Origin of the sequence: Acidovorax sp. BoFeN1 (assembly GCF_003345135.1) — a bacterium.
Classification (GTDB): domain Bacteria; phylum Pseudomonadota; class Gammaproteobacteria; order Burkholderiales; family Burkholderiaceae_C; genus Acidovorax; species Acidovorax defluvii.
Genome location: NZ_QOZT01000012.1, coordinates 55,923 through 78,677 on the forward strand (window position 1 = coordinate 55,923; position 22,755 = coordinate 78,677).

Genomic DNA, 22,755 nt, shown 5'->3' on the forward strand with positions numbered 1-22,755 from the left:
TGAACAATGAACTTCGCGAAAAAGTACGGTCGTTCTTTTTCGCGAAACCAAAAATCAAATACCAGGAGACAAACACATGACCGGTTTTACCAGGCGCCTCTTGCGCCACCTTTCGTTCGCTGTCACGGCCTGCGCGCTCATGCTGGGGGCCACTGCCCACGCGCAAAGTGGCTACACCCAGACCCGCTACCCCATCGTGCTGGTGCATGGGCTTTTTGGCTTTGATTCGGCGCTGGGCGTGGACTATTTTTATGGCATTCCGGACGCCCTGCGACAAGGCGGGGCGCGGGTCTTTGTGGCGCAGGTATCTGCCGCCAACAGCACCGAGGTGCGCGGTGAGCAATTGCTGGCACAGGTGAAGACCATTCTGGCCGTCACCGGCGCGTCCAAGGTGAACCTGGTGGGGCATTCGCACGGCGGGCCCACCACGCGCTACGTGGCCGGTGTGGCGCCGGGTCTGGTGGCATCGGTCACCTCGATTGGCGGCGTCAACCGGGGCTCCCGCGTGGCCGATATCCTGCGCGGCGTGGCGCCCGCCGGATCGGTCTCGGAAACCGTGGCCAACGGCGCCGCCTCGGCGTTGGTGGGGTTGATCAACCTGGTGTCGGGCGGCAGCGGCCTGCCCCAAATGCCCACGGCAGCGCTCGATTCGCTCACCACCGCCGGGCTGGCAGACTTCAACCGCCGGTTTCCACAGGCTGTCCCCACGGGCTGCGGCAGCGGTGCCGAGCTGGTGAATGGCGTGCGCTATTACTCGTGGACCGGCACCCAGAAGCTCACCAACGTGCTGGATGTGACCGACGGCCCTCTCGCCGTGATGGGGCTGGTCTTTGGCGAAGCCAATGACGGGCTGGTTTCGGCCTGCTCGTCGCGCCTGGGCAAGCATCTGGGCGACTACCGCCAGAACCACCTGGACGAAGTCAACCAGCTGGTGGGCCTGCGCGACTGGTTCTCTGCCGATCCGGTGACGCTGTACCGCCAGCACGCCAACCGCCTGAAACAGATCGGCCTGTAACCCCATGCCCCGCCGACGCACCCTGGCCGCTGCGGCGGCCGCCACCACGGTTGCCGCCAGCGCGCTGGTGTGGCTTGCCTGGCCGGCGGACCCCGCGCCACTGCGCACGCAGCAGCAGCCAGGGGGTGCGGCGGTGGTCGGCAACAACCCCGGCACCCCGCGCACCGCAACGCCCGCAGAGCACCGCCTCGCAGCGCAGGCAGCGGGCGCTGGCGTGGATGGGCATGATTCTTTTTTGACCCGCGAGCTGCGCAACACCCTCGAAGCCCTGCTGCTGGAGGCTGGTGATGCGGCAGACCCCGCCACGCTGAAGCAGCGCCTGGCCGCACTGGTGGGGCGGCACTTTGCCCCCGACCTTGCCACCCGCGCGCTGGCGATGGCCGAGCGCTACGTGGATTACCGCGTGGCCTTGGGGCAATTGCGCGCCCCCGCCGACCTCAAGGACCCCCGGGCCCTGCGCAGCGCACTGGCAGAGCGCGAGCAATTGCGTCGCCAGCATTTTCAGGCCGAGGAATACGAAGCGCTTTTTGCGCACGAGGCCGAGCTTGACCAGTACACCCTCGCGCGGCTCGAAATTGCCCACAACCCCGCGCTGACAGCGCAACAAAAGGAGCTGGCCCTGCGCGAGGCGCAAGCCGGGTTGTCCCCAGAGCGCCAGGCCGAGCGCGCCAGCGCCACCCTTCATATGACCGTGGCCCAACAGACCCAGCAATTCAATGCCCAGGGCACGGACGAGCGCACGCGCCACGCCACCCGCAGCGCCCAATATGGCGAAGAGGCAGCACGCGCCCTGGCCCAGCTCGACCGGGACGAGACCGACTGGCAAAACCGGCTCGACCAGTACAGCCAGGCCCAGGCGCAAACCACCGACAGCGCCGCCTTGCAGCAGTTGCGCCAGCAACTCTTCACGCCGCAAGAGCAGCAGCGCCTGGCCGCCGCACAGGCCGTGCGCAAGCTGCAGCCGGCGCCCGCCCCGCGCTAAGCCCTGCCCCAAAGAAGGCGACAAGACACCGCAGAGGGCCGCGAACCGGCTAGCACCATCCCTTCATCGCGCATTGATCTGACGCAGCATTCCTGCAAACAACCGTTCATTGCATCTCCAAATCGCCGGAAACATGAGACAGCACGCGCCTACAGTGCACGGCATTCCTATTTTTTTGGCCGGAGACAACATGAACGCAGCATTGCCGCAGCAAGCCACGCAAGACACCGCCGCCTGGGAGAACCCCATGGGCACGGACGGGTTTGAATTCATCGAATTCGCCGCGCCCGACCCGCAGGCCATGGGCAAGGTGTTCGAGGGCATGGGCTTCAGGCCGGTGGCGCGCCACCGCCACAAGAACGTGCTGCTGTACCGCCAGGGCGAGATCAACTTCATCATCAACGCCGAGCCCGACAGCTTTGCCCAGCGCTTTGCCCGCCTGCACGGCCCCAGCGTCTGCGCCATCGCCTTTCGCGTGCACGACACCAAGGCCGCCTATGAGCGCGCGCTGGGCCTGGGGGCCTGGGGCTACGCGGGCGTGGCGGGGCCGGGCGAGCTGAACATCCCCGCCATCAAGGGCGTGGGCGACAGCCTGATTTATCTGGTGGACCGCTGGCGCGGCAAAAACGGCGCGCAGCCGGGCGACATTGGCAACATCGGTTTCTTTGACGTGGACTTCGAACCCCTGCCCGGCGTGAGCGCCGACGAGGCCCTGAACCCCGTGGGCCATGGCCTCACTTACATCGACCACCTCACACACAACGTGCACCGGGGCCGGATGAACGAGTGGGCCGACTTTTACGAGCGCGTGTTCAATTTCCGCGAAATCAAATACTTCGACATCGAAGGCCAGGTCACCGGCGTCAAGAGCAAGGCCATGACCAGCCCCTGCGGCAAGATCCGCATCCCGATCAACGAAGAGGGCAAGGAAAAGGCCGGCCAGATCCAGGAGTACCTGGACATGTACAAGGGCGAGGGCATCCAGCACATCGCCATGGGCTCGGACCATCTGTACGACACCGTGGATGCGCTGCGCGCCAGCGGCGTGCGCCTGCTCGATACACCCGACACCTACTACGAACTGGTGGAAAAACGCATCCCCGGCCACGGCGAGCCGCTGCAGGCCCTGAAAGACCGCAAGATCCTGATCGACGGCGTGGCCGGCAAGCTGCTGCTGCAGATCTTCAGCGAGAACCAGCTGGGGCCCATCTTCTTCGAGTTCATCCAGCGCAAGGGCGACGACGGCTTTGGCAACGGCAACTTCAAGGCGCTGTTTGAAAGCATCGAGCTCGACCAGATCCGGCGCGGCGTGCTCGAAGGCAAGAAGGCCTGAGCGGAATACGGCCATGGCCATCGAACCCGTCGTCTACGGCGCCAGCGAGCGAGCGCCGCGCGGCGACTACTCGCGCGCAGCCGCCAACTACACCTGCCCGCAAAACTTTACGGCCTACACCGCCGCGGACCACGACACCTACCGGCGCCTGTACGAGCGCCAGAGCGCCCTGCTGACGGGCCTGGCCAGCGACGCCTTCATCGCCGCCCTGCCCTCGCTGGGTATCAAGGACCACATTCCACGCTTCGAGGAAATCAACGAGCGCCTGTACCGCGCCACGCGCTGGGAGATCGTGGCCGTGCCGGGGCTGATTCCCGAGGTGCCGTTCTTCACGCTGTTGGCCAACCGCCAGTTCCCGGTGACGGACTGGATCCGTACGCCACAAGAGTTTGACTACATTGTCGAGCCCGACATCTTTCACGACCTCTTCGGCCATGTGCCGCTGCTGTTCAACCCGGTGTTCGCCGACTATGTGCAGCGCTATGGACAGGGCGGCCTGAAGGCGCAGGGGCTGGGGTCTTGCGAGATGCTGAGCCGCCTGTACTGGTACACCATCGAGTTCGGGCTGATCCGGGAGCACGCCGGACTGCGTGCTTATGGGGCGGGCATCCTCAGCTCGGCGGGCGAGCTGCCGTATGCCGTGCAAAGCCCAAAGCCGCAGCGCCTGCCGCTGCAACTGGAGCGCACCATGCGCACGCGCTACAAGATCGACAGCTATCAGCAGACGTATTTTGTGATCGACAGTTTTGAGCAGCTGTTTGACATGACGGCGGCGGACTTTGCGCCGATCTATGAGCGGTTGCGGGGAGTGCCGGAGTTTGCGGCGGATGAGCGGGGGGTGGTTGCAGTTTGAGTTTTTGAGACATATCGGCCTATAGCGCTTATGTATCAAGCGCTGGTAGCTATGTTTTTTATAGTCGCCGCTGTGCTTGTTTTTAGCTCAGAGGCCGGGTTGTGCGCCCGGCGGCGCAGTGGCTTTCTTTTGCTTCGAAGCAAAAGAAAGTTACTCGCACGCCGGGCGACTCCCGGCCTCCGCCCTCAACCAAGGCACGAACCACGACCAGCGCAAGGCCTCGACAAGCTCAACCCGAACGGTTGGAAAAACAGCCAAACTATAAAAACAATAGCTACCAGCGCTTGATACATAAGCGCCAGAGCCAAAAAACACCAAAACCCACCCTCACCCCCGCGCAATCTCCTCAAGACAAGCCCGCATCACCGCTGGATCAAAAGCCATCTGCATATGCGCAACCCCCTCCACCAACCGGTTGTCCGCGCCCGCCAACATCGCCGTGCCCGCCGGAAAAACGATGTTGTCGCAGTTCGAATACCAGCAGGTAAACCGGGCCGCACGGGCCGCAGGCTCTTCCTGCTGCAATTGCCGCACCCACTCGCCCCCCAGCGCCATTTGCTGGCCATTCACCGAGCGGCTGAAACGCCCGGCCCAGGTGCCGCCATGCGGCGTTCCCAGCGTGATGACCCGGTGCACGCGCGCCGCAGCGCTGTCCGCAGGCAACGAGCGCAGCCAGGCGCGGACCACCAGCCCGCCCATGCTGTGGCCCACCACCACCGGGGCCATGCCGGTGGCCTCTTGCACACGCTGCACCGCGGCATCGATGGTGGCGGTGTAGTCGTCTATCGAGCCAAAGGCGGGTTCCAGCGTGACCGCTACATGGGCGTGGCCGCGCTCGCGCAGCGCGGCCATCCACGGCAGCCAGAAGCCGCGGTTGCACAGAAAGCCGTGCACCAGCACCACGCCCCGGCGCGTGGCCTGCTGGCCAGGCGACAGGGGTGACAGGGGTGACAGGGACGGAAGCCAGTCGGGCACGGCGTTGTGGCGAAAGGGCTGGCGCCAGCCAAACACCACCAGCGCCAGCCGCGCCTCGGCCCACCAGGCCACCACCAGTTGCCGCCATGACGGCCGTGGCGCGTGGTCGGACCGGTTCACGCGCCGCATGATCACAAACTGCAGCCCCAGCACCAGCCCGAACAACGCCAGCGCACCCGCCACGCCCGCCAGCGCCACCAGCGGCGAGCGGGGCCACTGCCATGCCAGCCAGGCGATGGTGGCCAGTGCATTGAAAAAGACCACAACTTGCTGCCAGCGTGCGTTCATGGAATCGGGTTTGTCGTTGTGAAGCAGCGCGCATTGTGCGGCCTGGCCCGGCAACACCGACCGGATGCGGCGGCGGGGAAACCCTGCAAACGGATTGGCTGTTGGACGCCAACCCTGTCGCCTGCGAGACCGCACCGGCACACACCCTAGGACAAGCCCGATAACCCAACCCGCGCCCTTGCTCCCACAATCTGGGCCCACACCCCCTTAGAACCTATCTATCGGAGCACCCGAGGACACCGCATGGAAAAGATCTGGCTCAAAAGCTACCCCCCGGGGGTTCCCCACGATGTGCAGCCCGAGCAATACCGCTCGGTGGCGCACCTTCTGGAAGAATCCTTTCGCAAGCACGCGTCGAGCCCTTTTTCGGTCTGCATGGACCAGTGGATGTCCTATGGCGAACTGGAGCGCCTCTCGGCAGCCCTGGGCGCCTACCTGCAGGGCCTGGGGCTTGAGCCCGGTGCGCGCGTGGCCATCATGCTGCCCAACGTGCCGCAATTTGGCGTGACCATGGCGGCCGTGCTGCGCGCCGGCTACACCTGCGTCAACGTGAACCCGCTCTACACCGCGCGCGAGCTGGAGCACCAGCTCAAGGATTCGGGCGCCACGGCCATCGTGATCCTGGAGAACTTCGCCCACACCCTGAGCGAAATCGTCGACCACACGGCGGTGCAGCATGTGGTGATGGCATCCATGGGCGATCTGCTGGGCACTTTTTATGGCCGGTGGATCACCTTTGCCGTACGCCACCTGGCCAAGATGGTGCCCGCCTACGAGCTGCCCCTGTCCCATGGCCGCAAGGTCGTCAGCTTCAAAAAGGCGCTGTCGCTGGGCGAGCGCCGCACGCTGGCCCCCAGCCAGGCCACGCTCGACTCCATCGCCTTTTTGCAATACACGGGCGGCACCACAGGCTTGTCCAAGGGTGCGGTGCTCACCCACCGCTGCATTGTGGCCGCCACGCTGCAGGCCGAGGCCTGGTTCACCCCGGCTCTGGCCAAGGTGGGCGACCTCAGCCGCGCCAACAGCATTGCCGCGCTGCCGCTGTACCACATCTTCGCGCTCACGCTGTGCCTGCTGGCCATCCGCCAGGGCTCCAGCCTCACGCTGATTCCCAACCCGCGCGACATTCCCAAATTCGTCGAGGTGCTCAAAAAGCGTCCCTTCCACATGCTGCCGGCCGTGAACACGCTGTTCAACGCGCTGCTGCAGCACCCGCAGTTCAAGTCCATCGATTTTTCGCACCTGTGCGTGTCGCAGGCTGGCGGCATGGCCGCATCAGAGGGGACGGCGCGCCACTGGCAAAAGGTCACGGGCAGCACCATGATCGAGGGCTGGGGCATGAGCGAGACCTGCGCCATCGGCACCAACAACCCCGTGACCAACACCGAATTCAGCGGCACCATCGGCCTGCCGCTGCCAGGCATCGACATCGCCATCAAGGACGACGCGGGCAACAGCATGCCGATCGGTGAATCGGGCGAGATCTGCATCCGCGGCCCCAACGTGATGACGGGCTACTACAACCAGCCCGCCGAAAACGCCCTGGCCTTCACGGCCGACGGCTTCATGCGCACGGGCGACATCGGCATCATGGACGCGCAGGGCTACACGCGCATCATCGACCGCAAGAAGGACATGATTCTGGTGAGCGGCTTCAACGTGTTTCCCAACGAGCTCGAACAGGTCATCAGCCTGTGTCCCGGCGTGGTGGAGTGCGCAGCCATCGGTATCCCGGATGAAAAACAGGGCGAGGCCATCAAGGTGTTCATCATCAAGAACGACCCGGCCCTCACCGAAGACGAAGTGGCCAACTTCTGCCACGCCAACCTCACCGGTTACAAGCGCCCCAAGTACATCGAGTTCCGCGACGAGCTGCCCAAGAGCAACGTGGGCAAGATCCTGCGGCGCGAGCTGCGCACGGCCAAGTAATTTCGTTCACTCACCTATTCATAGCAGATGCCGCACACCCCGATTGCGCTACCGCCAGATATCACGGTGCTGGAGCGCGGCTGGCTGTCGGCTAACAACATCGTCTTTCACGGGCGGCACGGCACTGCGGTGGTGGACACGGGCTATTGCAGTCACGCCGACCAGACGGTGGAACTGGTGCAAGGCGCGCTGGGCGGGCGCGCACTCGACCGCATCCTCAACACCCACCTGCACAGCGACCACTGCGGAGGCAATGCAGCCCTGCAGCAGGCCTGGCCCGGGGCGGAAACCGCCATCCCGCCGGGACAGGCCGCCCATGTGCGCCACTGGGACGCCTATGCGCTCAGCTACACCCCCACCGGCCAGGAATGCCCGCCATTTCGCTTCGACACCCTGCTGCAACCCGGCACCACCACGCTGCTGGGCGACAGGGCCTGGCAGGTGCACGCCGCGCCGGGGCACGACACGCACTCGGTGGTGCTGTTCGAGCCGCACAACCGCATCCTGATCTCGGCCGACGCGCTGTGGGAAAACGGCTTTGGCGTGGTCTTTCCCGAGCTGGAGGGCGAAAGCGCCTTTGCAGAGGTGGCCGCCACGCTCGATCTGATAGAGCACCTGGCACCGCGCACCGTGATCCCGGGCCACGGTCCGGTGTTTGCCGACGCGGCCCGCGCGCTCGACGGCGCCCGCCGTCGCCTGGACGGCTTTGCGCGCAACCCGGCCAAACACGCGCTTTATGCCGCCAAGGTGTTGCTCAAGTACAAGCTGCTCGAATGGCAGCAGATTGCGCTGGCAGACCTGCTCGCCTGGGCGCGGGCCACGCCCTATTTCGGTATGCTGCACGCCCGCCACTTTGCCGACCAGGCCGAGGCCGAATGGCTGCAAAGTCTGGCCGATGATCTGGTGCGGTCAGGTGCCGCCGTGCGCCAGGGTGAGTGGCTGCACAACGCCTGACGCCGCAGGGTGCCGGGCGGCCCTGCCACCACCGCAGCGACAACCGCGGCCGCAAACAATTTCACACCAAAACAGACGCTAGCGCTTATACAGATTGCGCCAATAGCTATTAAATAAATAGCAAATGAACACCACCTGTCAACGCGCGTGGCTTCAGGGCAGATCGTTGTTCACCTCGGGCGCAGCCGCATCGCGCGGCCCCACCGTACCCAGCCGTGCCTTGAGTGACTGGGGCTGGCCCGTCAACATGGCGGCGTAATTGGTGGTGTTGGCCAGCACTTTTTTCACATAGTCGCGCGTTTCGGCAAACGGCACGTTTTCGGCCCAGATGGCGGCGTCGAGCACCGGACCATTGCGCCAGCTGCGCGGGCGGCCGGGGCCGGCGTTGTAAGCAGCAGCAGCCATGGGCATGGAGCCCGCGAAATCGTCCAGCGCCAGCTTGAGGTAGGCCGTGCCAATGGTGATGTTGGTGTCGCGGTCGGTGATCTGGTCGGCGGTGAAACCGGTCAACCCGATCTTGCGGGCCGTCCAGCGCGCGGTGGCGGGCATCACCTGCATCAGGCCCGATGCGCCCACATGCGAGCGGGCGTCCATGATGAAACGGCTTTCTTGCCGGATCAGGCCATACACATAGGCCGGGTCCAGCCCGATGCCCTGGGCACGCTCCACCACGGCAGCGCGAAACGGCATGGGAAAGCGTTGCGCCATGTCGGTCACGGTCTTGGTGCGCTCGCTGGTGTTGATGCAGCGGTCCCACACCTCGCGCTGGCAGGCAAAGTCGGCGGCGGCCAGCAGCTCGCGGTCGGCCATGCCGCCGGGCGTGTGCAGGTTGGTGGCGTAGTTCCACTCGCGCACGCCTTCGCTGCGCAGGCCCAGCAAGATGGCGTAAAGGCCGCGGTTGAGCCCCGGGTTGGCGCGGGCAGCGGCCTTTTCCTCGGCGGTCAGCGGCGCAGGCGCGGGCGGCACGGTGATGCGCTGGCCCAGCTCTTCCAATGCCAGCTGTTCATAGAAACCGCGCGTTCCGGCAATGCCCGTCAGCAATTGCCGCGCTTCGGCGCGCTCGGCTTCGCTGGGCTTGGCGGCCAGCATGGCGCGGGCTTTCCAGTAAACCCAGGTGCTGTCCTGGCGGGCCTCGGCGCTCATGGCATCCACCACATTGCCCACGGCCTTCCACTGGCCGGCGCGCAAAGCGGCGCGCACCTTCCAGCCCAGCAGGTCGTCATTCAGGTGGCTGTTGCGCGTCACGTTGGAAAAATAGCCGTGTGCGCTGCCCGAGAGCTTCTGCGCAGCAGACTTGCCGATGACGCCCCAGGCCCAGTTGCGCTCCTCGGCAGAGAGGTATTCGCTCCACTTGCTGTCGAGCTGGTGCGCAGCGCTGTCAGGGTCGCCGGAGGCCAGCCTGATCAGCGCAAGCAGCACCAGTTCCTGGCGCACCCTGCTGCCTGCCATGTTGCGCGCCAACAGGTATTTGCTGGGCGCGTCCAGCACCTCCTTGAGCTGCGTCAGCACCTCGGGTGCGACGATCTCCACCGCAGCCCGCACCGCGCGGGGGCGGTTGGCCTCGGCGCCCAGGCGGGCCTTGCGCCAGATGTCCACCGCCGAGAGCTTTTTGTAGCCGTACAGCTCTCCCGCAGCGTGGGTGCAGCCGTCGTCTGCATCGCGCTGGGCATACCAGTTGCTGCGCACATCGTCGGCCACCGTGGCGGGCGCCGTGCCCTTGATCTGGTCGATCAGCAACGCGTAGCAGCGCACTTCGCGGTCGTCGGACATCCGGTAGTGGGGGTGCTGCTCGGCAAACTGGCCCCAGTCGCGGCGCTGGCCCAGGAGCAGCAGCCAGTCGTTGCGCAGGCGGTCTTCCTGGTAGCTGCCGGCATAGCGCTGCATGAAAGCCTGCACTTCTTGCGACGTGGCTTCGTTCAGGCGCGCCTTCAGCTCCCAGTAGGCGGCCCAGGGTTCCAGCGCATGGCCGCGCACGGCGGGCAGCAGCTGCTCGAGCTTTTTGCGGTCGCCTTTGCGAAAGGCCTGCTGCATTTCCAGCAGGGTGTCGTCACCACGGTTTTGCGCCTGGACAAGGGGCGCAGCAGCGGCCAGCACGGCGGCGGCGACAAGGGGTGTCAGAATCGCTCTGAGTAATTGCATGGGGGAATTATCTGATGGACAAAGCAGCCCTTCGGCGCGCATTGATAGAAGAACGCCTCAATCTGCCCGACCGCCTACAGCGCTCCGACCTGTTACAACAAGTGATGCGCATCTGGCTGGTGAACCGGCCGGACACCGTGATCGGCGCCTACTGGCCCATCAAGGGCGAGTTCGACCCCCTGCCCGCCCTGCACCGCTGGAAGGAAGACGGCGAACTGCTCGATGAACCCCAGCGCCGGCGCATCGGCCTGCCGGTGGTCAACAAGGTGCACAAAACGCTCACCTTTCATGCCTGGCACCCCGGCTGCCCCATGGAAGAAGACGCGTATGGCATCCCCAAACCCAAGGACACCGAGGTCATCGTGCCCACGCTGCTTTTTGTGCCCTGCGTGGGCTATGCGGCGGGCGGCTACCGCCTGGGCTATGGCGGCGGTTTTTACGACCGCACGCTGGCCACGCTGCAGCCCAAGCCGTTCACCGTGGGGCTGGGCTTTACCAACGGCTATCTGGACGACTTCGAGCCCGAAGCGTTTGACCTGCCGCTCGATGCCATCCTGAATGACAACGGGGTGGTCTGGCCGGTATAGAGGCCTGTATAGAAGCCCCCCTGGGTCGCCTGCGGCGCCTTCCCCCGAGGGGGCGCCACCCGTGGCCTGGCGAAGCCAGTTCCACGATGGCACTGGTATGGGGGGCTCACTCGGAGGCCAGAGTCTGCACGCATTGCAGCTTTGATGCGCATCGTGCATCAAACAACGGGGCAATGAGCATTGGCGAAAGCCAGGGCCGGGGTTAGCATCCATTTTTCCGCCCCAGCAAGACTTTTCAATCATGCCCAAGCTCTATATCGGCAACAAGAACTATTCGTCCTGGTCCATGCGCCCCTGGGTGCTGCTGCGCCAGGCCGGCATTGCGTTTGAGGAAGTGCGCGTGCGCTTTGACAGTTTCGAGGCCGACTCCGAGTTCAAGCGCACCATCGGCCCCGTGAGCCCCACCGGCAAGGTGCCGGCGCTGGTCGACGGCGACCTGGTGGTGTGGGACACCCTGTCCATCGCCGAATACCTGGCCGAAAGCTACCCCGAAAAACATCTCTGGCCCCAGGACAAGGCCGCCCGCGCCCACGCCCGCAGCGTCTGCGCCGAAATGCACAGCGGCTTCACCGCCCTGCGCGGCGCCTGCCCCATGAACATCGAAGCCCACCTGCCCGATACCGGCGCCCTGATCTGGCGCGACCAGAGCGCCGTGCGCGCCGATGTGCAGCGCCTGGTGGACATGTGGAGCGGCCTGCTCGCGCAATATGGCGGCCCGATGCTGTTGGGCGAGTTCAGCATCGCCGACGCCTACTTTGCACCCGTGTGCATGCGGCTGCACACCTACGACCTGCCTGTGCCCGCCCCCATCAAGGCCTATGTGGACCGCGTGCGCGAGCTGCCCGGCGTCAAGGCCTGGATCGACGAGGCCCTGGCCGAGAAGGACTTTCTGGACTTTGAAGAGCCGTACCGGCTGAGGCGCTGAAACGATCGGCCCGGCTGATTTCCCGAAACGCATGGCACATGTAGCACTTGCGTGCTACATTGACCTACCATTGGAGCCGCGATGTCCACCACCACCATACGCCTTGAAGACGACCTGAAAGCCCGCATCAACGCCGCTGCTGCGCAGGCGGGAAAAACGGCCCACGCCTTCATTCTGGAAGCCATTGCCCAGACGGTGGAGCAGGTGGAGCTGGACAACACCTTTCATGCACTGGCCGACGAGCGCTGGGCCCGCATCCGCGCCACGGGCCAAACGGTGGGCTGGGAAGACGCCAAGGCCTACCTCGCCTCTCGCGCCCAGGGCGGGCGCCCCCGCAAGCCCGCTGCACGCATCCCGAACGAGTAAACGCCAGCGCCTACCGCCACATGACCCGCATTGAGCTGGCCCGGGAAGTCCTGGACGACTTCGACCGTTTCTTCGAGCACATCGCCCAATACGACCCCGAATCCGCACCCGATCGCATTGGCGCCATTCTGGAAGCCCTGCAAATCCTCGCCCACAGCCCGCAGATCGGGCGGCCCGTGCAAGGCGGCAAGCGCGAACTGGTGATTGGCCGCGCCTCGCGGGGCTATGTGGCGCTGTACCACTACGTGGAGGCTATTGACACCGTGTTCGTGCTGGCGGTGCGCAGCCAGCGGGAGGCAGGATTCAAGCGCTGAGGCCTGGCCTCACCCCTGCCGGAACTGCTTGCGCAAAAACGCCTTGTGCCGTGCGATGTGCGCCAGCTGCGCGGCGGCGATGGTGCCACCTAGGGTTTCGTCCTCACTGTTGAGCACCGCCTTGGCGTGCCGCATGGCGCGGGCCACCACATCGTCTTCACTCACGCCCTGCTCCGCGGCCAGGTCCAGCGCCACACGCTTCATGGCGCGCTGCGACAGCATCCACATGGCGCCAAAGGCATCCCACGCGGCCATCGCCTCCTTGAACTTATCGCGGTCGGCCAGGATTTCATTGAGCGGCTTGGCCAAAATTTCCTGCAGGTCGTCCACTTTGGTCTGCAAGGCTTCGAACTGCGCCTCGCGCTGCAGGGCTTCGGCTGCGGCGTTGGCCGCCGCATCGGGCGCGGTGGGCACGGGAACGCTGCCGTCAGGGTTGAGCTGGGCGATGGTGAGGTCGGACGATAGGGACATGGTGGGCTGGAATATACGGCGCAGCGCAGGTTCTAAACTCGCCGCATGCAAATCTACATGGTAGGCGGCGCCGTCCGCGACAAGCTTCTGGGCCGGCCCGTGAATGACCACGACTGGGTGGTGGTGGGCGCCACGCCCGAGCAGATGCTGGCGCTGGGCTATCTGCCGGTGGGGCGGGACTTTCCGGTTTTTCTGCACCCCGAAACGCGCGAGGAGTACGCGCTGGCGCGCACCGAGCGCAAGAGCGGGCGCGGTTACCGGGGCTTTGTGGTGCAAAGCTCGCCCGATGTGACGCTGGAAGAAGACCTGGCGCGGCGCGACCTTACTATCAATGCGATAGCTATCAGCGCAGACCCATCAAGCGCTAGAGGCCATTTTGATCCGTATGGAGGCGAACGCGACCTGCAACACCGCGTGCTGCGCCATGTGACCGACTCGTTTCGCGAAGACCCGGTGCGCATCTTGCGCGTGGCGCGCTTTGCCGCGCGCTTCACCGATTTCACGGTGGCGCCCGAGACGATGCAGCTCATGCGCGAGATGGTGGCGCATGGCGAGGCCGACCACCTGGTGGCCGAGCGCGTGTGGCAAGAGCTGGCGCGCGGGCTGATGGAAGAGCGCCCCTCGCGCATGTTCGACGTGCTGCGCGAGTGCGGCGCGCTCAAGGTGGTGCTGCCCGAGGTAGACCGCTTGTGGGGCGTGCCCCAGCGGCCCGAATACCACCCCGAGGTGGACACCGGCGTGCACCTGATGATGGTGCTGGACATGGCGGCGCGGCTGGCCACGACGCTCACCGTGCGCTTTGCCTGCCTGGTACACGACCTGGGCAAAGGCACCACGCCCGCCGACATGCTGCCGCGCCACATCGGCCACGAGCAGCGCAGCGCCAAACTGCTCAAGGGCCTGTGCGAGCGCCTGCGCGTACCCACCGAATGCCGCGAAACCTCCGACGTGGTGGCGCGCGAGCACGGCAACATCCACCGCAGCGGCGAGCTGGGCGCAGCCGCCCTGGTGCGCCTGATCGAGCGCTGCGACGGCATTCGCAAACCGGCGCGCTTTGATGAAATTTTGCTGGCCTGCGAATGCGATGCGCGCGGGCGCCTGGGCTTTGACGAAGCGCCCTACCCGCAGCGCCAGCGCCTGCGCGAAGCACTGGCCGCGGTGCAATCGGTTGCTACCAGTGTGATAGCTACTCACGCAGCAGAGTCGGGCGTTACAGGTCAAAAAGTGGGTGAAATGATCCACGCTGCGCGGGTGCGGGCCGTGGCCGCCTGGCTTCTGACAACTGCGGCCGACTGAACCTGCGCAGGACCACCAATCACCTCACCAGCGCAACAGGCGCGGCCCCAGTGCAGCCCCCACGGCCGTGGGAATGGCCATGCCCAGCAGGTACCACACCGCCAGGAACGGCGCCGCCATCTCGGGGCAATGCAATGCATAGACCAGCGTCCCCAGGGCGCCCGCCAGCAGGCCAGCGCTAGCACCAGACCATGCCAGGCGGGTAGGCGCCGCACCTTTCAGCGCCCACAAGCAGGCCGCCAGAGCCGGCGCCGACAGGGCCGCAATGTTGAACGGGCAGGTGCGCCAGGTGCTGCCCAGCAGCAGCGGCAGGTGCTCGGCCGGTGCGGCCTGCCACAGAGCCCATGCTGCCATGGCCCACACCACCAGGGGCGGCACAGCCAGCCACCAGGCCGAAAGCCCCAGGGTGGCGCCGGGGCGCGCCATGCGCCGCAGCAACGCCAGTCCAGCCACCGCGAGCGACGCAGCAAACATCAGCTTGCCCCAGAACATGGGCAAGGCCGCAGCCTGCGCCAGGTCTGGCCGCAAGCCAAACCAGGCCATCAGCGCCATCCCGGCACCTACCACCCCAGCCAAAGTGGCCACGGCGAAGCGCTGCTCAATGCGGTGGCGGGCCACCGGCGTGGCATCGGCGGCCAGCAGATGAATCAATTCATCGGTTTTCATGCCATTCCCCTGATCTTGGCGGCCAGGGCCTTGAGCCCCCGATGCACGCCGATTTTGACCGCCGACTCCGACAGCCCCGTGAGTTGCGCCGTCTCGACCACCGAAAGCCCGTGCAACTTCACATGCACGATGGGCAAGCGCTGGCGGTCGGGCAGTGTCTGCAGCAACTGACCCAGATCGCGCCGGGCCTCAGCGGCTTCGGCATCGCTGCTGGAGAACAGCTCGTGGGCATCGTCCAGCGGATCGTTGCGCGCTTCTTTCACCGCGTGCGAGCGCAACCAGTCCACCAGCTTGTAGCGGGCAATCGCATGCACCCACGCCGTCACCGGCATCTGGGGCTGGTAGGTGTGGCGCTGGTTGTGCACGGCCAGCAGCGTCTCCTGCACCAGGTCTTCCACCGCGTCCGGCCACTGCGCCAGACGGCGCCGCAGGAACGCCCGCAGATGGGCGCTCAACTCCTTCAAAAACCGCTGGTAGGCCGCTGCGTCGGCGTCCAGCCCTTGCAGCAGCAGCGCACGCAGCCTGTCTTCAATCTCCATGGTGTCTCCCAGAAGGGTATTCGTGCGCTGGAGCCATCCGGTTACAGCAGGCTTCAAAAAAAGCTGCCCATTTTTTTGCACTCGGTGTAACCCGCCCCGCATGCAGCGCGAATTACATCGCAGATCGGGGACTGCGGCGCACCGCGCTCTGGCACCCAGGTCTGCTTTCCTGTCATTCATCTTTTCTGGAGAAACTGCCATGACCACACGCACCCTCACCCTTGGCGCACTCGCCTTTGCCGCCCTCGCCTCCGGCGCCGCCCTGGCGCAGTCGGACAACATGAACAAATCCGGCGACATGGCCAAACCCGCCATGGAAAAGTGCTACGGCGTCTCGCTGGCAGGCAAGAACGACTGCGCCGCAGGCCCCGGCACCACCTGCGCGGGCACCTCGAAGGTGGACTACCAGGGCAACGCCTGGAAGTTTGTTCCCGCAGGCACCTGCGCCAGCATCAAAACGCCCAAGGGCATGGGTTCCCTGGAAGCCATGAAGAGCTGACCGAAAGCCGCACCATGACACCCCTTCTCACCGCGGGCCTGGGCCTCAAGCCCCAGCATTACGACGAGGCCCTGCACTGCACCGCCAGCGACCTGTGGTGGGAGGTGAACCCCGAAAACTATCTGGCCGACGGCGGCCCGCGCCTGGCCTGGCTAGAAGCCATCCGGGCGCGCCACCCGGTGTCGCTGCATGGCGTGTCGCTCTCGCTCGCGGCAGATGCGCCGCCCGATGCAGAGCACCTGCGGCGCCTGGCGCAACTGGCGCGGCGCATCGAGCCCGCACTGGTGTCCGAGCACCTGGCCTGGTCGGCCTGGCGCGGGCGCTACCACCCGGACCTGCTGCCCTTCCCGCGCACGCACGAGGCGCTGGCACGCATCGCGGCCAACATCTGCGCCACGCAGGACGCCCTGGGCCGCACCATTGCCATCGAGAACCCCACGCACTACCTGCACCTCGAGGGGCACGACTGGTCTGAGACCGATTTCCTGGCCGAGCTGGTGCGCCGCACTGGCTGCAGCCTGCTGTTGGACGTGAACAACCTGTACCTCAGCGCGCACAACCTTGGCACTTGCGCCAGCGACTACCTCGACGCCTTTCCGGTGCAGGCCATCACCGAAATCCACCTCGCGGGCCACCATGCCGACCCGCGCCTGGGCGACGCGCTGCTCATCGACAGCCACGACGCCCCCGTGGCCGAGCCCGTGTGGGCACTGTACGAGCACCTGATCGCGCGCACCGGCCCCCGGCCCACACTGATCGAACGCGACGATGCCATTCCGCCTCTGTTCGAGTTATTGACCGAGCGCGAGCGTGCGCACCGCATGCTCGCGAACCTGGAGGCCCTGCCATGCACCTGAGCGATTTTCAGGACGGCCTGGCCAGCGCCCTGCTGCCCCCGCCCGGCGCCAGCACACCACCGCCCGCCTGGCTGGATGCGATGCTCGCCCAGCCCGGCTTTGCCGTGTACCGCAACACCGTGGCCAAGGGCTGCATCGACGCGCTGCAGGCCAACTACCCCGCCGTGCACGCCCTGGTGGGCACCGACTGGCTGCGCGCTGCGGCACATGCCTTCGTGCACCAGCACCCGCCGACGGACGGGTGCCTGATGGACTATGGCGCGGGCTTTGCCGATTTCCTGGAAGGCTTTGGCCCCGCCGCCAACCTGCCCTACCTGGGCGCCGTGGCACGGCTGGACCGCTGCTGGACCGAAGCCCACCTGGCCGCCGACGCGCCTGCGCTGCAAGCCGCCTGGCTGGCCCGCCAGCCACCCGAAACACTGGCACACCTGCACCTGCAGCCCCACCCGGCGGCGCGCTGGCAGTGGTGCGAAGACCACCCGGCCTACACCCTGTGGCAGCGCCAGCGTGAGCAGCTGCAGTGGGACGCCCACCTGCCCTGGCACGGCGAAGGCGCACTGCTGACCCGCCCGCACGACGCCGTGCAGTGGGTGCCCCTTTCGCACGCGGGCTGCGCGCTGCTGGACGCCTGCGCAGCGGGCGCCACTTTTGAGGACGCCGCCGCCCAAGCCCTGCAGGCCGACCCCGCCGCCGACCTGCCCGCACTCGTCGCGCTGCTGCTGCGCAGCGGCGCACTGCGCGCCCCCGAAACCTCGTTGAACTAGGAGCACCCCATGCACACCACCCACTCCCCCATCGGCAATGCGCCCGCATCCCACCCCGGCCTGCGCGGGCTGTGGAACGGCCTGGCCCAGCGGCTGGAGCAGTGCACGCCGCACAGCCTGATCGCGCTGGCCGCACGCCTGGCGCTGGCGGGCATATTCTGGATGTCGGGCCGCACCAAGGTGGATGGCGTGTTCACGATCACCGACACCACCTACCTGCTGTTCCGCGAGGAATACAAGCTGCCGCTGATTCCCCCGGAATGGGCGGCGCAGATGGCCACCGTGTCTGAGCACCTGTTCCCGGTGCTGCTGGTGCTGGGGCTGGCCACCCGCCTGTCGGCCCTGGCGCTGCTAGGCATGACGCTGGTGATCCAGGTCTTTGTGTACCCCGACGCCTGGCCCACGCACTTGTCGTGGGCGGCGCTGATGCTTTACCTTGCCGGACGCGGCGCTGGCAGCCTGTCGCTGGACCGCTGGCTGGGACTGCGCTGAAACTCGCGCATCACAGCACCGAACGCACCCAGCGCTCGATGTCCGCCGCACCCAGCGCGCCCGAAATGCGTGCCACCTCGGCCCCGCCGTTGAACAGCACCATGGTCGGAATGCTCCGGATGTTGTAGGGCGCCGCCACCTGCAGATGCGCTTCGGTATCGAGCTTGGCCAGCCGCACCTGCGGCTCCAGTGCGCGCGCCGCCTGCGCAAAGGCAGGGGCCATCTGGCGGCAGGGGCCGCACCAGGGCGCCCAAAAATCAACCAGCACCGGGATGTGGTTGCGCTGCACCTGCTTGGCAAAGCTGGTGGCATCCAGCGCCAGCGGCGCCCCGGTGAACAAGGGCTGGTGGCAACTGCCGCAGTCGGGCTGGCTGCCGAGCTGCGCCGCCTGGACGCGGTTGGTGGTGTGGCAGTGGGGGCAGACGATGTGCAGGGATTCGGTCATGGCACAGACATCGGGCCAAACCCCGCAAAAATCAAGTCAGTGTCTCCACTGCGCATTGCGCGACCCGCGACGCCTGAACTGGCGCGACCCAGGCCAGGGCTCCCGCGCAAGGGCCGCCCCGCTGCGCTGGGAGCGTCCCCTTGCCCGCAGCGCGCAGCGCTGCGAGAGCGGGGGGAAGGCACAAAGCGCCACAGGGGGGGTGTTTCATATCAGAGCCACTTCACCGCCAGGCTCAGCACAAAACTCAGCAGCACCGTGCTGGCCAGCGGAATGAACCATTCGCGCCCGAACAGCCGAAAGCGAAAATCCCCCGGCAGCCGCCCCAGCCCCATGCGCTGCAGCCAAGGTGACAGGCCGTTGATAAGCACCAGCGCCAGGAACACAACGATGAGCCAGCGGATCATGGCAAGGCCTTTTTCATGAACTCATAACCGGTGCGAACGGTCGCCGTGCACAAAACCCAGCGCGTCCCACACCGTGCCCTTGGCCAGCGCCAGCACCTTGAACAGCTCGCCCATCTCGTGTTCCATGATCAATTTGGCCGCTGTTGACCGCTGCGCCTGCGCAAGCTGCTCCATTTTTGGGAGCATTCCGCAGTTGATCAGAAAGTGCGCCTGCGTGGTGTAGCCCAGCACTTCCAACCCGGCATCTTGTGCGGCCAGCGCCATGGCGGTGAAGTTGACATGGGCGGTGATGTCTTTCAGGCCCACCGCCACCAGCGGGTCGCTGTCGGCCAGATGGCCCTGGTGACACATCACGGTGCCCATGTGGCGCTGCGGGTGGTAGTACTCACTCTCGCCAAAACCATAGTCCAGCAAGAAGATGGCGCCGCGCTCCAGCCGGTCGGCCAGGGTGCGGATGAAACCCTCGCCCTGGGCGTGGATTTCGGTCAGGTAGTCGTGCGGGCCTTCAATCTCGACGGGCGGTCGCAGGTCGGTAGGCCGGTCGGCCCACGCAAAAGCACCGCTATCGCCCACCACCACGCCGCGTTCATGCCATCGCCCGCCCTCGTGCCCGCCATGGCGGGCCAGCAGCTGCACGGGCATGGCATCGAGCACCTCGTTGCCCACCACCACGCCCTTGAACTGCGCAGGCAGCGCGTCCACCCACTGCAACTTGTGCGCATGCCGGGCCAGCAAGGTCTGCTGGCGCACCCGCAGGCTGCCCGAGAGGTCGACGATGGTGTAGCGCTGCACGCGGTCGCCCAGCGCATCGAGCAGTTGCAGGGCCAGGGCGCCCGAGCCGGCGCCAAACTCCCACACCTCGTGCGTGCCGGTTTGCGCCAGCGCCTCGTCCACCTGCAGGGCCAGGGTCTGGCCGAACAGCGGCGTGAGCTCGGGCGCGGTCACGAAGTCGCTGCCCGACTGCGGCATGGCGCCGAACTTGGTGGAATCGTTGGCGTAATAGCCCAGGCCGGGCGTGTACAGGGCCAACGCCATGAAGCGGTCAAACCCGATCCAGCCGCCGGCAGCGGCAATGGCCTGGGCGATGTGGGTTTGCAGGGCGGTCGTTAAACTGTCGGGTCTTTGGGTCACGGCCCGCATTGTCCCCCACATGTCCACCCCTTTTCTTTCTTCCCGCCCGCGCACGGTTCTGGTAACGGGCGCCGCCCGGCGCCTGGGCCGCAGCATTGCGCTGGCGCTGGCGGCAGGCGGCTGGCAGGTGGCGGTGCATTACCGCTCATCGCAGCAAGACGCTATTGATACAGTAGCTGCTTGCGCAAGCCTGACAAGCGCTAGCGCCCATTTTGATGCTGATTTTGAAGACGAGGCATCGGTGCGCACCCTGCTGCCCCGGGTGATCGAGCACTTCGGCGGCGTGGATGCGGTGGTCAACAGTGCCTCGCTGTTCGAGCACGACAACGCCCAGTCCTTCGGGTTTGCCGCACTCGAAAAGCACCTGCGCAGCAACACCGGTGCGCCCATCGTGCTGGCCCAGGCCCTGCACCAGCATCTGCAGGACCGCGCTGCCGCAGGCGAAGCCGACGCACAGGGCGCCGTGGTCAACCTGCTGGACCAGAAGCTCTGGAACCAGAACCCCGATTTTTTAAGCTATACGCTCTCCAAGGCCGCGCTGGAAGCCGCCGGCACGATGCTGGCGCTGGCGCTGGCCCCGCGCGTGCGGGTGGTGGGCGTGGCGCCGGGCCTCACGCTCACCAGCCATTTGCTGAGCGACGAGAAGTTTCAGCAGCTGCACGCTCTCTCCCCGCTGGGCCGCTCGTCCACCGCCGACGACGTGGCGGCCACCGTGCGATTTGCGCTGGAAAACCGTTCCATCACCGGCACCACGCTGCTCGTCGATGGGGGCCAGCACCTGATGAAATTCGAGCGTGACTTTTCCCTGATGTGAGCCCATGCTCACGCCCAACACCATGAACCAAGCCTCTGGTCTCCAGACCCTGACCCTCACCGGGCTGCGCTTTGATGCCAACCTGGGCATCCTGGCGCACGAAAAAAACGCGCCCCAGCCCATCCAGGTGGATGCCGAGCTGAGCCTGGGCGCACAGCCGCTGGCGCCGCACGACGACGACATCGAGCATGTGCTCGACTACCGCAAGGTGCGCCAGATCATCATCGACGAGTGCACAGCCGAGCATGTGAACCTGCTCGAAAGTCTGATCGGCAAGCTGGCCCAGCGGCTGATGCAGCTGCCCGGTGTGCGCGGCGTGCGCGTAAAAATAGCCAAGCTCGAAATTTTTGACGACTGCGAAGTGGCCATTCGCATGGAAACAGGACAGTGGTGAACGCAATGAATGCAATGGATACCAGCGCCTGGACGGGCGAAGAAACTGCGGCGGCGGCGGAGCGCGTGCCCTTTGATTTCAAGATCGAGCGCGAGGCGCACAAGCTCGAAAAGCGCCTGTGCCGCGAGGCCGGCAAGGCCATCGTGCACTACAACATGATCGAAGAGGGCGACAAGGTCATGGTGTGCATGTCGGGCGGCAAGGACAGCTATGCGCTGCTCGACATCCTGCTCAAGCTGAAAAAACGCGCGCCCATCCATTTCGACCTGGTGGCCGTGAACCTCGACCAGAAGCAGCCCGGTTTCCCCGAGCATGTGCTGCCCGATTACCTGAAAAGCACCGGCGTGCCGTTCCACATCGAGAACGAGGACACCTACAGCATCGTCAAGCGCCTGATCCCCGAGGGCAAAACCACCTGCAGCCTGTGCAGCCGCCTGCGCCGGGGCATTCTGTACCGCGTGGCCGACGAGCTGGGCGCCACAAAAATAGCGCTGGGCCACCACCGCGACGACATTCTGGCCACGCTGCTGCTCAACATGTTCTTTGGCGGCAAGCTCAAGAGCATGCCCCCGAAGCTGGTGAGCGACGACGGCCGCCATGTGGTGATCCGCCCCCTGGCCTTTGTGGCCGAAAAAGACACCACGCAGTGGGCCAAGGTGCGCCAGTTCCCCATCATTCCCTGCAACCTGTGCGGCAGCCAGGAGAACCTGCAGCGCAAGCAGGTGGGCGAAATGCTGCGCGAGTGGCAGAAAAAATACCCCGGCCGCGTGGAAAACATGTTCAACGCCCTGCAGAACGTGGTGCCCAGCCACTTGCTCGATGGCGCGCTGTACGATTTCAAGGGCGCACACGCCACGGGCGTGGCCGATGACAACGGCGACAAGGCGTTTGACGCCGAAGATTTCCCGGAGCCATCTGCCTTGCCTGGCGTTCAGGTGGTGCGCATCCAGTAAAGGCCGACGCACCGCAGCCGGCGTTTTTTTAAGGAGCTGCCATGAAATGGATCACTTTGCCCCTGCTGTGCGCAGCACTGTGGCTGACCGGTTGCGCCAGCACCCGCCTGGTGGACAGCGACGTGCAATCGTTCTCCCAGCTCGCCGGCGCGCCCGCGCGGGCCACTTACAGCTTCGAGCGCTTGCCGTCGCAGCAAGCCCAGGGCGCACAGCAGTCTGCAGTGGAAGAACAGGCCCGGCTGGCGCTGGCCAAGGTGGGCCTGCGCCAGGACAGCGCGGCGCCGTTTTATCGCGTGCAGGCCCATGCCCGCATCGACCTCCAGGCCTATCCGGACTACTGGGATGGCCCCGGGTGGGGCTGGGGTGGCTG

26 protein-coding genes and 1 pseudogene are annotated in these 22,755 nt (G+C 65.9%); 19 read left to right on the forward strand and 8 right to left on the reverse strand.

The annotated features are described in order from the left end of the window. Positions 1 to 76: 76 nt before the first annotated feature. The 4 genes from DTW89_RS05015 to phhA all read left to right on the forward strand — a co-directional run bounded on the left by DTW89_RS05015 (position 77) and on the right by phhA (position 4,183). Positions 77 to 1,015: an esterase/lipase family protein gene (locus DTW89_RS05015; protein ID WP_114655128.1), complete on the forward strand. Its 939-nt coding sequence runs from the start codon at positions 77 to 79 to the stop codon at positions 1,013 to 1,015. 4 nt (positions 1,016 to 1,019) lie between these two features. Next, on the forward strand, positions 1,020 to 1,997 hold the full coding sequence (locus tag DTW89_RS05020) for a lipase secretion chaperone (protein WP_114655129.1): 978 nt from the start codon (positions 1,020 to 1,022) through the stop codon (positions 1,995 to 1,997). Between the two features lie 190 nt (positions 1,998 to 2,187). Further along, complete coding sequence (gene hppD / locus DTW89_RS05025) at positions 2,188 to 3,330, forward strand: 4-hydroxyphenylpyruvate dioxygenase (protein ID WP_111866484.1); 1,143 nt, start codon at positions 2,188 to 2,190, stop codon at positions 3,328 to 3,330. A gap of 13 nt (positions 3,331 to 3,343) precedes the next feature. Continuing rightward, positions 3,344 to 4,183 (forward strand): phenylalanine 4-monooxygenase, encoded by an 840-nt coding sequence (gene phhA / locus DTW89_RS05030; RefSeq protein WP_114655130.1) that lies wholly within the window; start codon positions 3,344 to 3,346, stop codon positions 4,181 to 4,183. Between the two features lie 327 nt (positions 4,184 to 4,510). On the opposite strand, the gene DTW89_RS05035 is transcribed toward phhA, so the two are convergent. Next, positions 4,511 to 5,446 carry an esterase/lipase family protein gene (locus DTW89_RS05035; protein ID WP_114655154.1) on the reverse strand — a complete coding sequence of 312 codons (936 nt, stop codon included), beginning with the start codon at positions 5,444 to 5,446 and terminating at the stop codon, positions 4,511 to 4,513. A gap of 243 nt (positions 5,447 to 5,689) precedes the next feature. Here DTW89_RS05035 and DTW89_RS05040 point away from each other — a divergent pair, with 243 nt between their 5' ends. After that, positions 5,690 to 7,375, forward strand: coding sequence for an AMP-binding protein (locus DTW89_RS05040; RefSeq protein ID WP_114655131.1), 1,686 nt, complete (start codon positions 5,690 to 5,692; stop codon positions 7,373 to 7,375). Positions 7,376 to 7,402: 27 nt separating this feature from the next. Then, on the forward strand, positions 7,403 to 8,329 hold the full coding sequence (locus tag DTW89_RS05045; protein WP_114655132.1) for an MBL fold metallo-hydrolase: 927 nt from the start codon (positions 7,403 to 7,405) through the stop codon (positions 8,327 to 8,329). A gap of 153 nt (positions 8,330 to 8,482) precedes the next feature. On the opposite strand, the gene DTW89_RS05050 is transcribed toward DTW89_RS05045, so the two are convergent. Then, positions 8,483 to 10,468 (reverse strand): lytic transglycosylase domain-containing protein, encoded by a 1,986-nt coding sequence (locus DTW89_RS05050; RefSeq protein ID WP_114655133.1) that lies wholly within the window; start codon positions 10,466 to 10,468, stop codon positions 8,483 to 8,485. Positions 10,469 to 10,482: 14 nt separating this feature from the next. On the opposite strand from DTW89_RS05050, the gene DTW89_RS05055 reads away from it, so the two are divergent. The 4 genes from DTW89_RS05055 to DTW89_RS05070 all read left to right on the forward strand — a co-directional run bounded on the left by DTW89_RS05055 (position 10,483) and on the right by DTW89_RS05070 (position 12,660). Continuing rightward, positions 10,483 to 11,055 carry a 5-formyltetrahydrofolate cyclo-ligase gene (locus DTW89_RS05055; RefSeq protein WP_114655134.1) on the forward strand — a complete coding sequence of 191 codons (573 nt, stop codon included), beginning with the start codon at positions 10,483 to 10,485 and terminating at the stop codon, positions 11,053 to 11,055. Positions 11,056 to 11,296: 241 nt separating this feature from the next. Then, complete coding sequence (locus tag DTW89_RS05060) at positions 11,297 to 11,980, forward strand: glutathione S-transferase family protein (protein WP_114655135.1); 684 nt, start codon at positions 11,297 to 11,299, stop codon at positions 11,978 to 11,980. Between the two features lie 81 nt (positions 11,981 to 12,061). Then, entirely contained in the window at positions 12,062 to 12,346 is a 285-nt protein-coding gene (locus DTW89_RS05065; RefSeq protein ID WP_024813057.1) for a ribbon-helix-helix protein, CopG family, read from the forward strand. Between the two features lie 20 nt (positions 12,347 to 12,366). Next, positions 12,367 to 12,660, forward strand: coding sequence for a type II toxin-antitoxin system RelE/ParE family toxin (locus DTW89_RS05070; RefSeq protein ID WP_114655136.1), 294 nt, complete (start codon positions 12,367 to 12,369; stop codon positions 12,658 to 12,660). Positions 12,661 to 12,669: 9 nt separating this feature from the next. Here DTW89_RS05070 and DTW89_RS05075 read toward each other — a convergent pair whose 3' ends face one another. Beyond that, positions 12,670 to 13,131: a hypothetical protein gene (locus DTW89_RS05075; protein ID WP_114655137.1), complete on the reverse strand. Its 462-nt coding sequence runs from the start codon at positions 13,129 to 13,131 to the stop codon at positions 12,670 to 12,672. A 45-nt stretch (positions 13,132 to 13,176) separates the two neighbouring features. Here DTW89_RS05075 and DTW89_RS05080 point away from each other — a divergent pair, with 45 nt between their 5' ends. Beyond that, positions 13,177 to 14,427 (forward strand): multifunctional CCA addition/repair protein, encoded by a 1,251-nt coding sequence (locus tag DTW89_RS05080; protein ID WP_114655138.1) that lies wholly within the window; start codon positions 13,177 to 13,179, stop codon positions 14,425 to 14,427. Positions 14,428 to 14,451: 24 nt separating this feature from the next. Here the strand turns inward: DTW89_RS05080 and DTW89_RS05085 are convergent, their stop codons facing one another. Then, complete coding sequence (locus DTW89_RS05085) at positions 14,452 to 15,093, reverse strand: NrsF family protein (protein ID WP_114655139.1); 642 nt, start codon at positions 15,091 to 15,093, stop codon at positions 14,452 to 14,454. After that, positions 15,090 to 15,632, reverse strand: coding sequence for a sigma-70 family RNA polymerase sigma factor (locus DTW89_RS05090; protein ID WP_024813062.1), 543 nt, complete (start codon positions 15,630 to 15,632; stop codon positions 15,090 to 15,092). Before DTW89_RS05090 ends, DTW89_RS05085 begins: the two co-directional genes overlap by 4 nt. A gap of 199 nt (positions 15,633 to 15,831) precedes the next feature. Between DTW89_RS05090 and DTW89_RS05095 the strand changes: the two genes are divergently transcribed. Genes DTW89_RS05095 through DTW89_RS05110 form a run of 4 tightly spaced genes read left to right on the forward strand, consistent with a single transcriptional unit; the run spans position 15,832 to position 18,244 of the window. Beyond that, positions 15,832 to 16,131, forward strand: coding sequence for a BufA1 family periplasmic bufferin-type metallophore (locus tag DTW89_RS05095; protein WP_024813063.1), 300 nt, complete (start codon positions 15,832 to 15,834; stop codon positions 16,129 to 16,131). A 14-nt stretch (positions 16,132 to 16,145) separates the two neighbouring features. Continuing rightward, positions 16,146 to 16,988, forward strand: coding sequence for an MNIO family bufferin maturase (gene bufB / locus DTW89_RS05100; RefSeq protein WP_114655140.1), 843 nt, complete (start codon positions 16,146 to 16,148; stop codon positions 16,986 to 16,988). After that, on the forward strand, positions 16,979 to 17,752 hold the full coding sequence (locus DTW89_RS05105) for an HvfC/BufC N-terminal domain-containing protein (protein ID WP_114655141.1): 774 nt from the start codon (positions 16,979 to 16,981) through the stop codon (positions 17,750 to 17,752). The genes bufB and DTW89_RS05105 overlap by 10 nt, the downstream gene beginning before the upstream one ends. Before the next feature lie 9 nt (positions 17,753 to 17,761). Next, a complete protein-coding gene (locus DTW89_RS05110; protein ID WP_114655142.1) occupies positions 17,762 to 18,244 on the forward strand; it encodes a DoxX family protein in 483 nt (160 codons plus the stop codon). Positions 18,245 to 18,254: 10 nt separating this feature from the next. On the opposite strand, the gene trxC is transcribed toward DTW89_RS05110, so the two are convergent. From trxC to DTW89_RS05125, 3 genes are all read right to left on the reverse strand, one after another. Beyond that, positions 18,255 to 18,689: a thioredoxin TrxC gene (trxC, locus tag DTW89_RS05115; protein ID WP_114655143.1), complete on the reverse strand. Its 435-nt coding sequence runs from the start codon at positions 18,687 to 18,689 to the stop codon at positions 18,255 to 18,257. Between the two features lie 209 nt (positions 18,690 to 18,898). Next, positions 18,899 to 19,093, reverse strand: a complete 195-nt coding sequence (locus DTW89_RS05120) for a DUF2905 domain-containing protein (protein ID WP_024813073.1) — start codon at positions 19,091 to 19,093, stop codon at positions 18,899 to 18,901. A 21-nt stretch (positions 19,094 to 19,114) separates the two neighbouring features. Continuing rightward, complete coding sequence (locus tag DTW89_RS05125) at positions 19,115 to 20,233, reverse strand: class I SAM-dependent methyltransferase (protein ID WP_114655144.1); 1,119 nt, start codon at positions 20,231 to 20,233, stop codon at positions 19,115 to 19,117. A gap of 10 nt (positions 20,234 to 20,243) precedes the next feature. Between DTW89_RS05125 and DTW89_RS05130 the strand changes: the two genes are divergently transcribed. From DTW89_RS05130 to DTW89_RS05145, 4 genes and pseudogenes are all read left to right on the forward strand, one after another. Next, complete coding sequence (locus tag DTW89_RS05130) at positions 20,244 to 21,038, forward strand: SDR family oxidoreductase (RefSeq protein ID WP_114655145.1); 795 nt, start codon at positions 20,244 to 20,246, stop codon at positions 21,036 to 21,038. A gap of 22 nt (positions 21,039 to 21,060) precedes the next feature. After that, positions 21,061 to 21,432 (forward strand): dihydroneopterin aldolase, encoded by a 372-nt coding sequence (locus tag DTW89_RS05135; RefSeq protein WP_024813076.1) that lies wholly within the window; start codon positions 21,061 to 21,063, stop codon positions 21,430 to 21,432. A gap of 5 nt (positions 21,433 to 21,437) precedes the next feature. Further along, positions 21,438 to 22,385, forward strand: a complete 948-nt coding sequence (ttcA, locus tag DTW89_RS05140) for a tRNA 2-thiocytidine(32) synthetase TtcA (RefSeq protein WP_114655146.1) — start codon at positions 21,438 to 21,440, stop codon at positions 22,383 to 22,385. A 41-nt stretch (positions 22,386 to 22,426) separates the two neighbouring features. Continuing rightward, positions 22,427 to 22,755: pseudogene (locus DTW89_RS05145) on the forward strand (DUF4136 domain-containing protein); the annotation flags it as partial.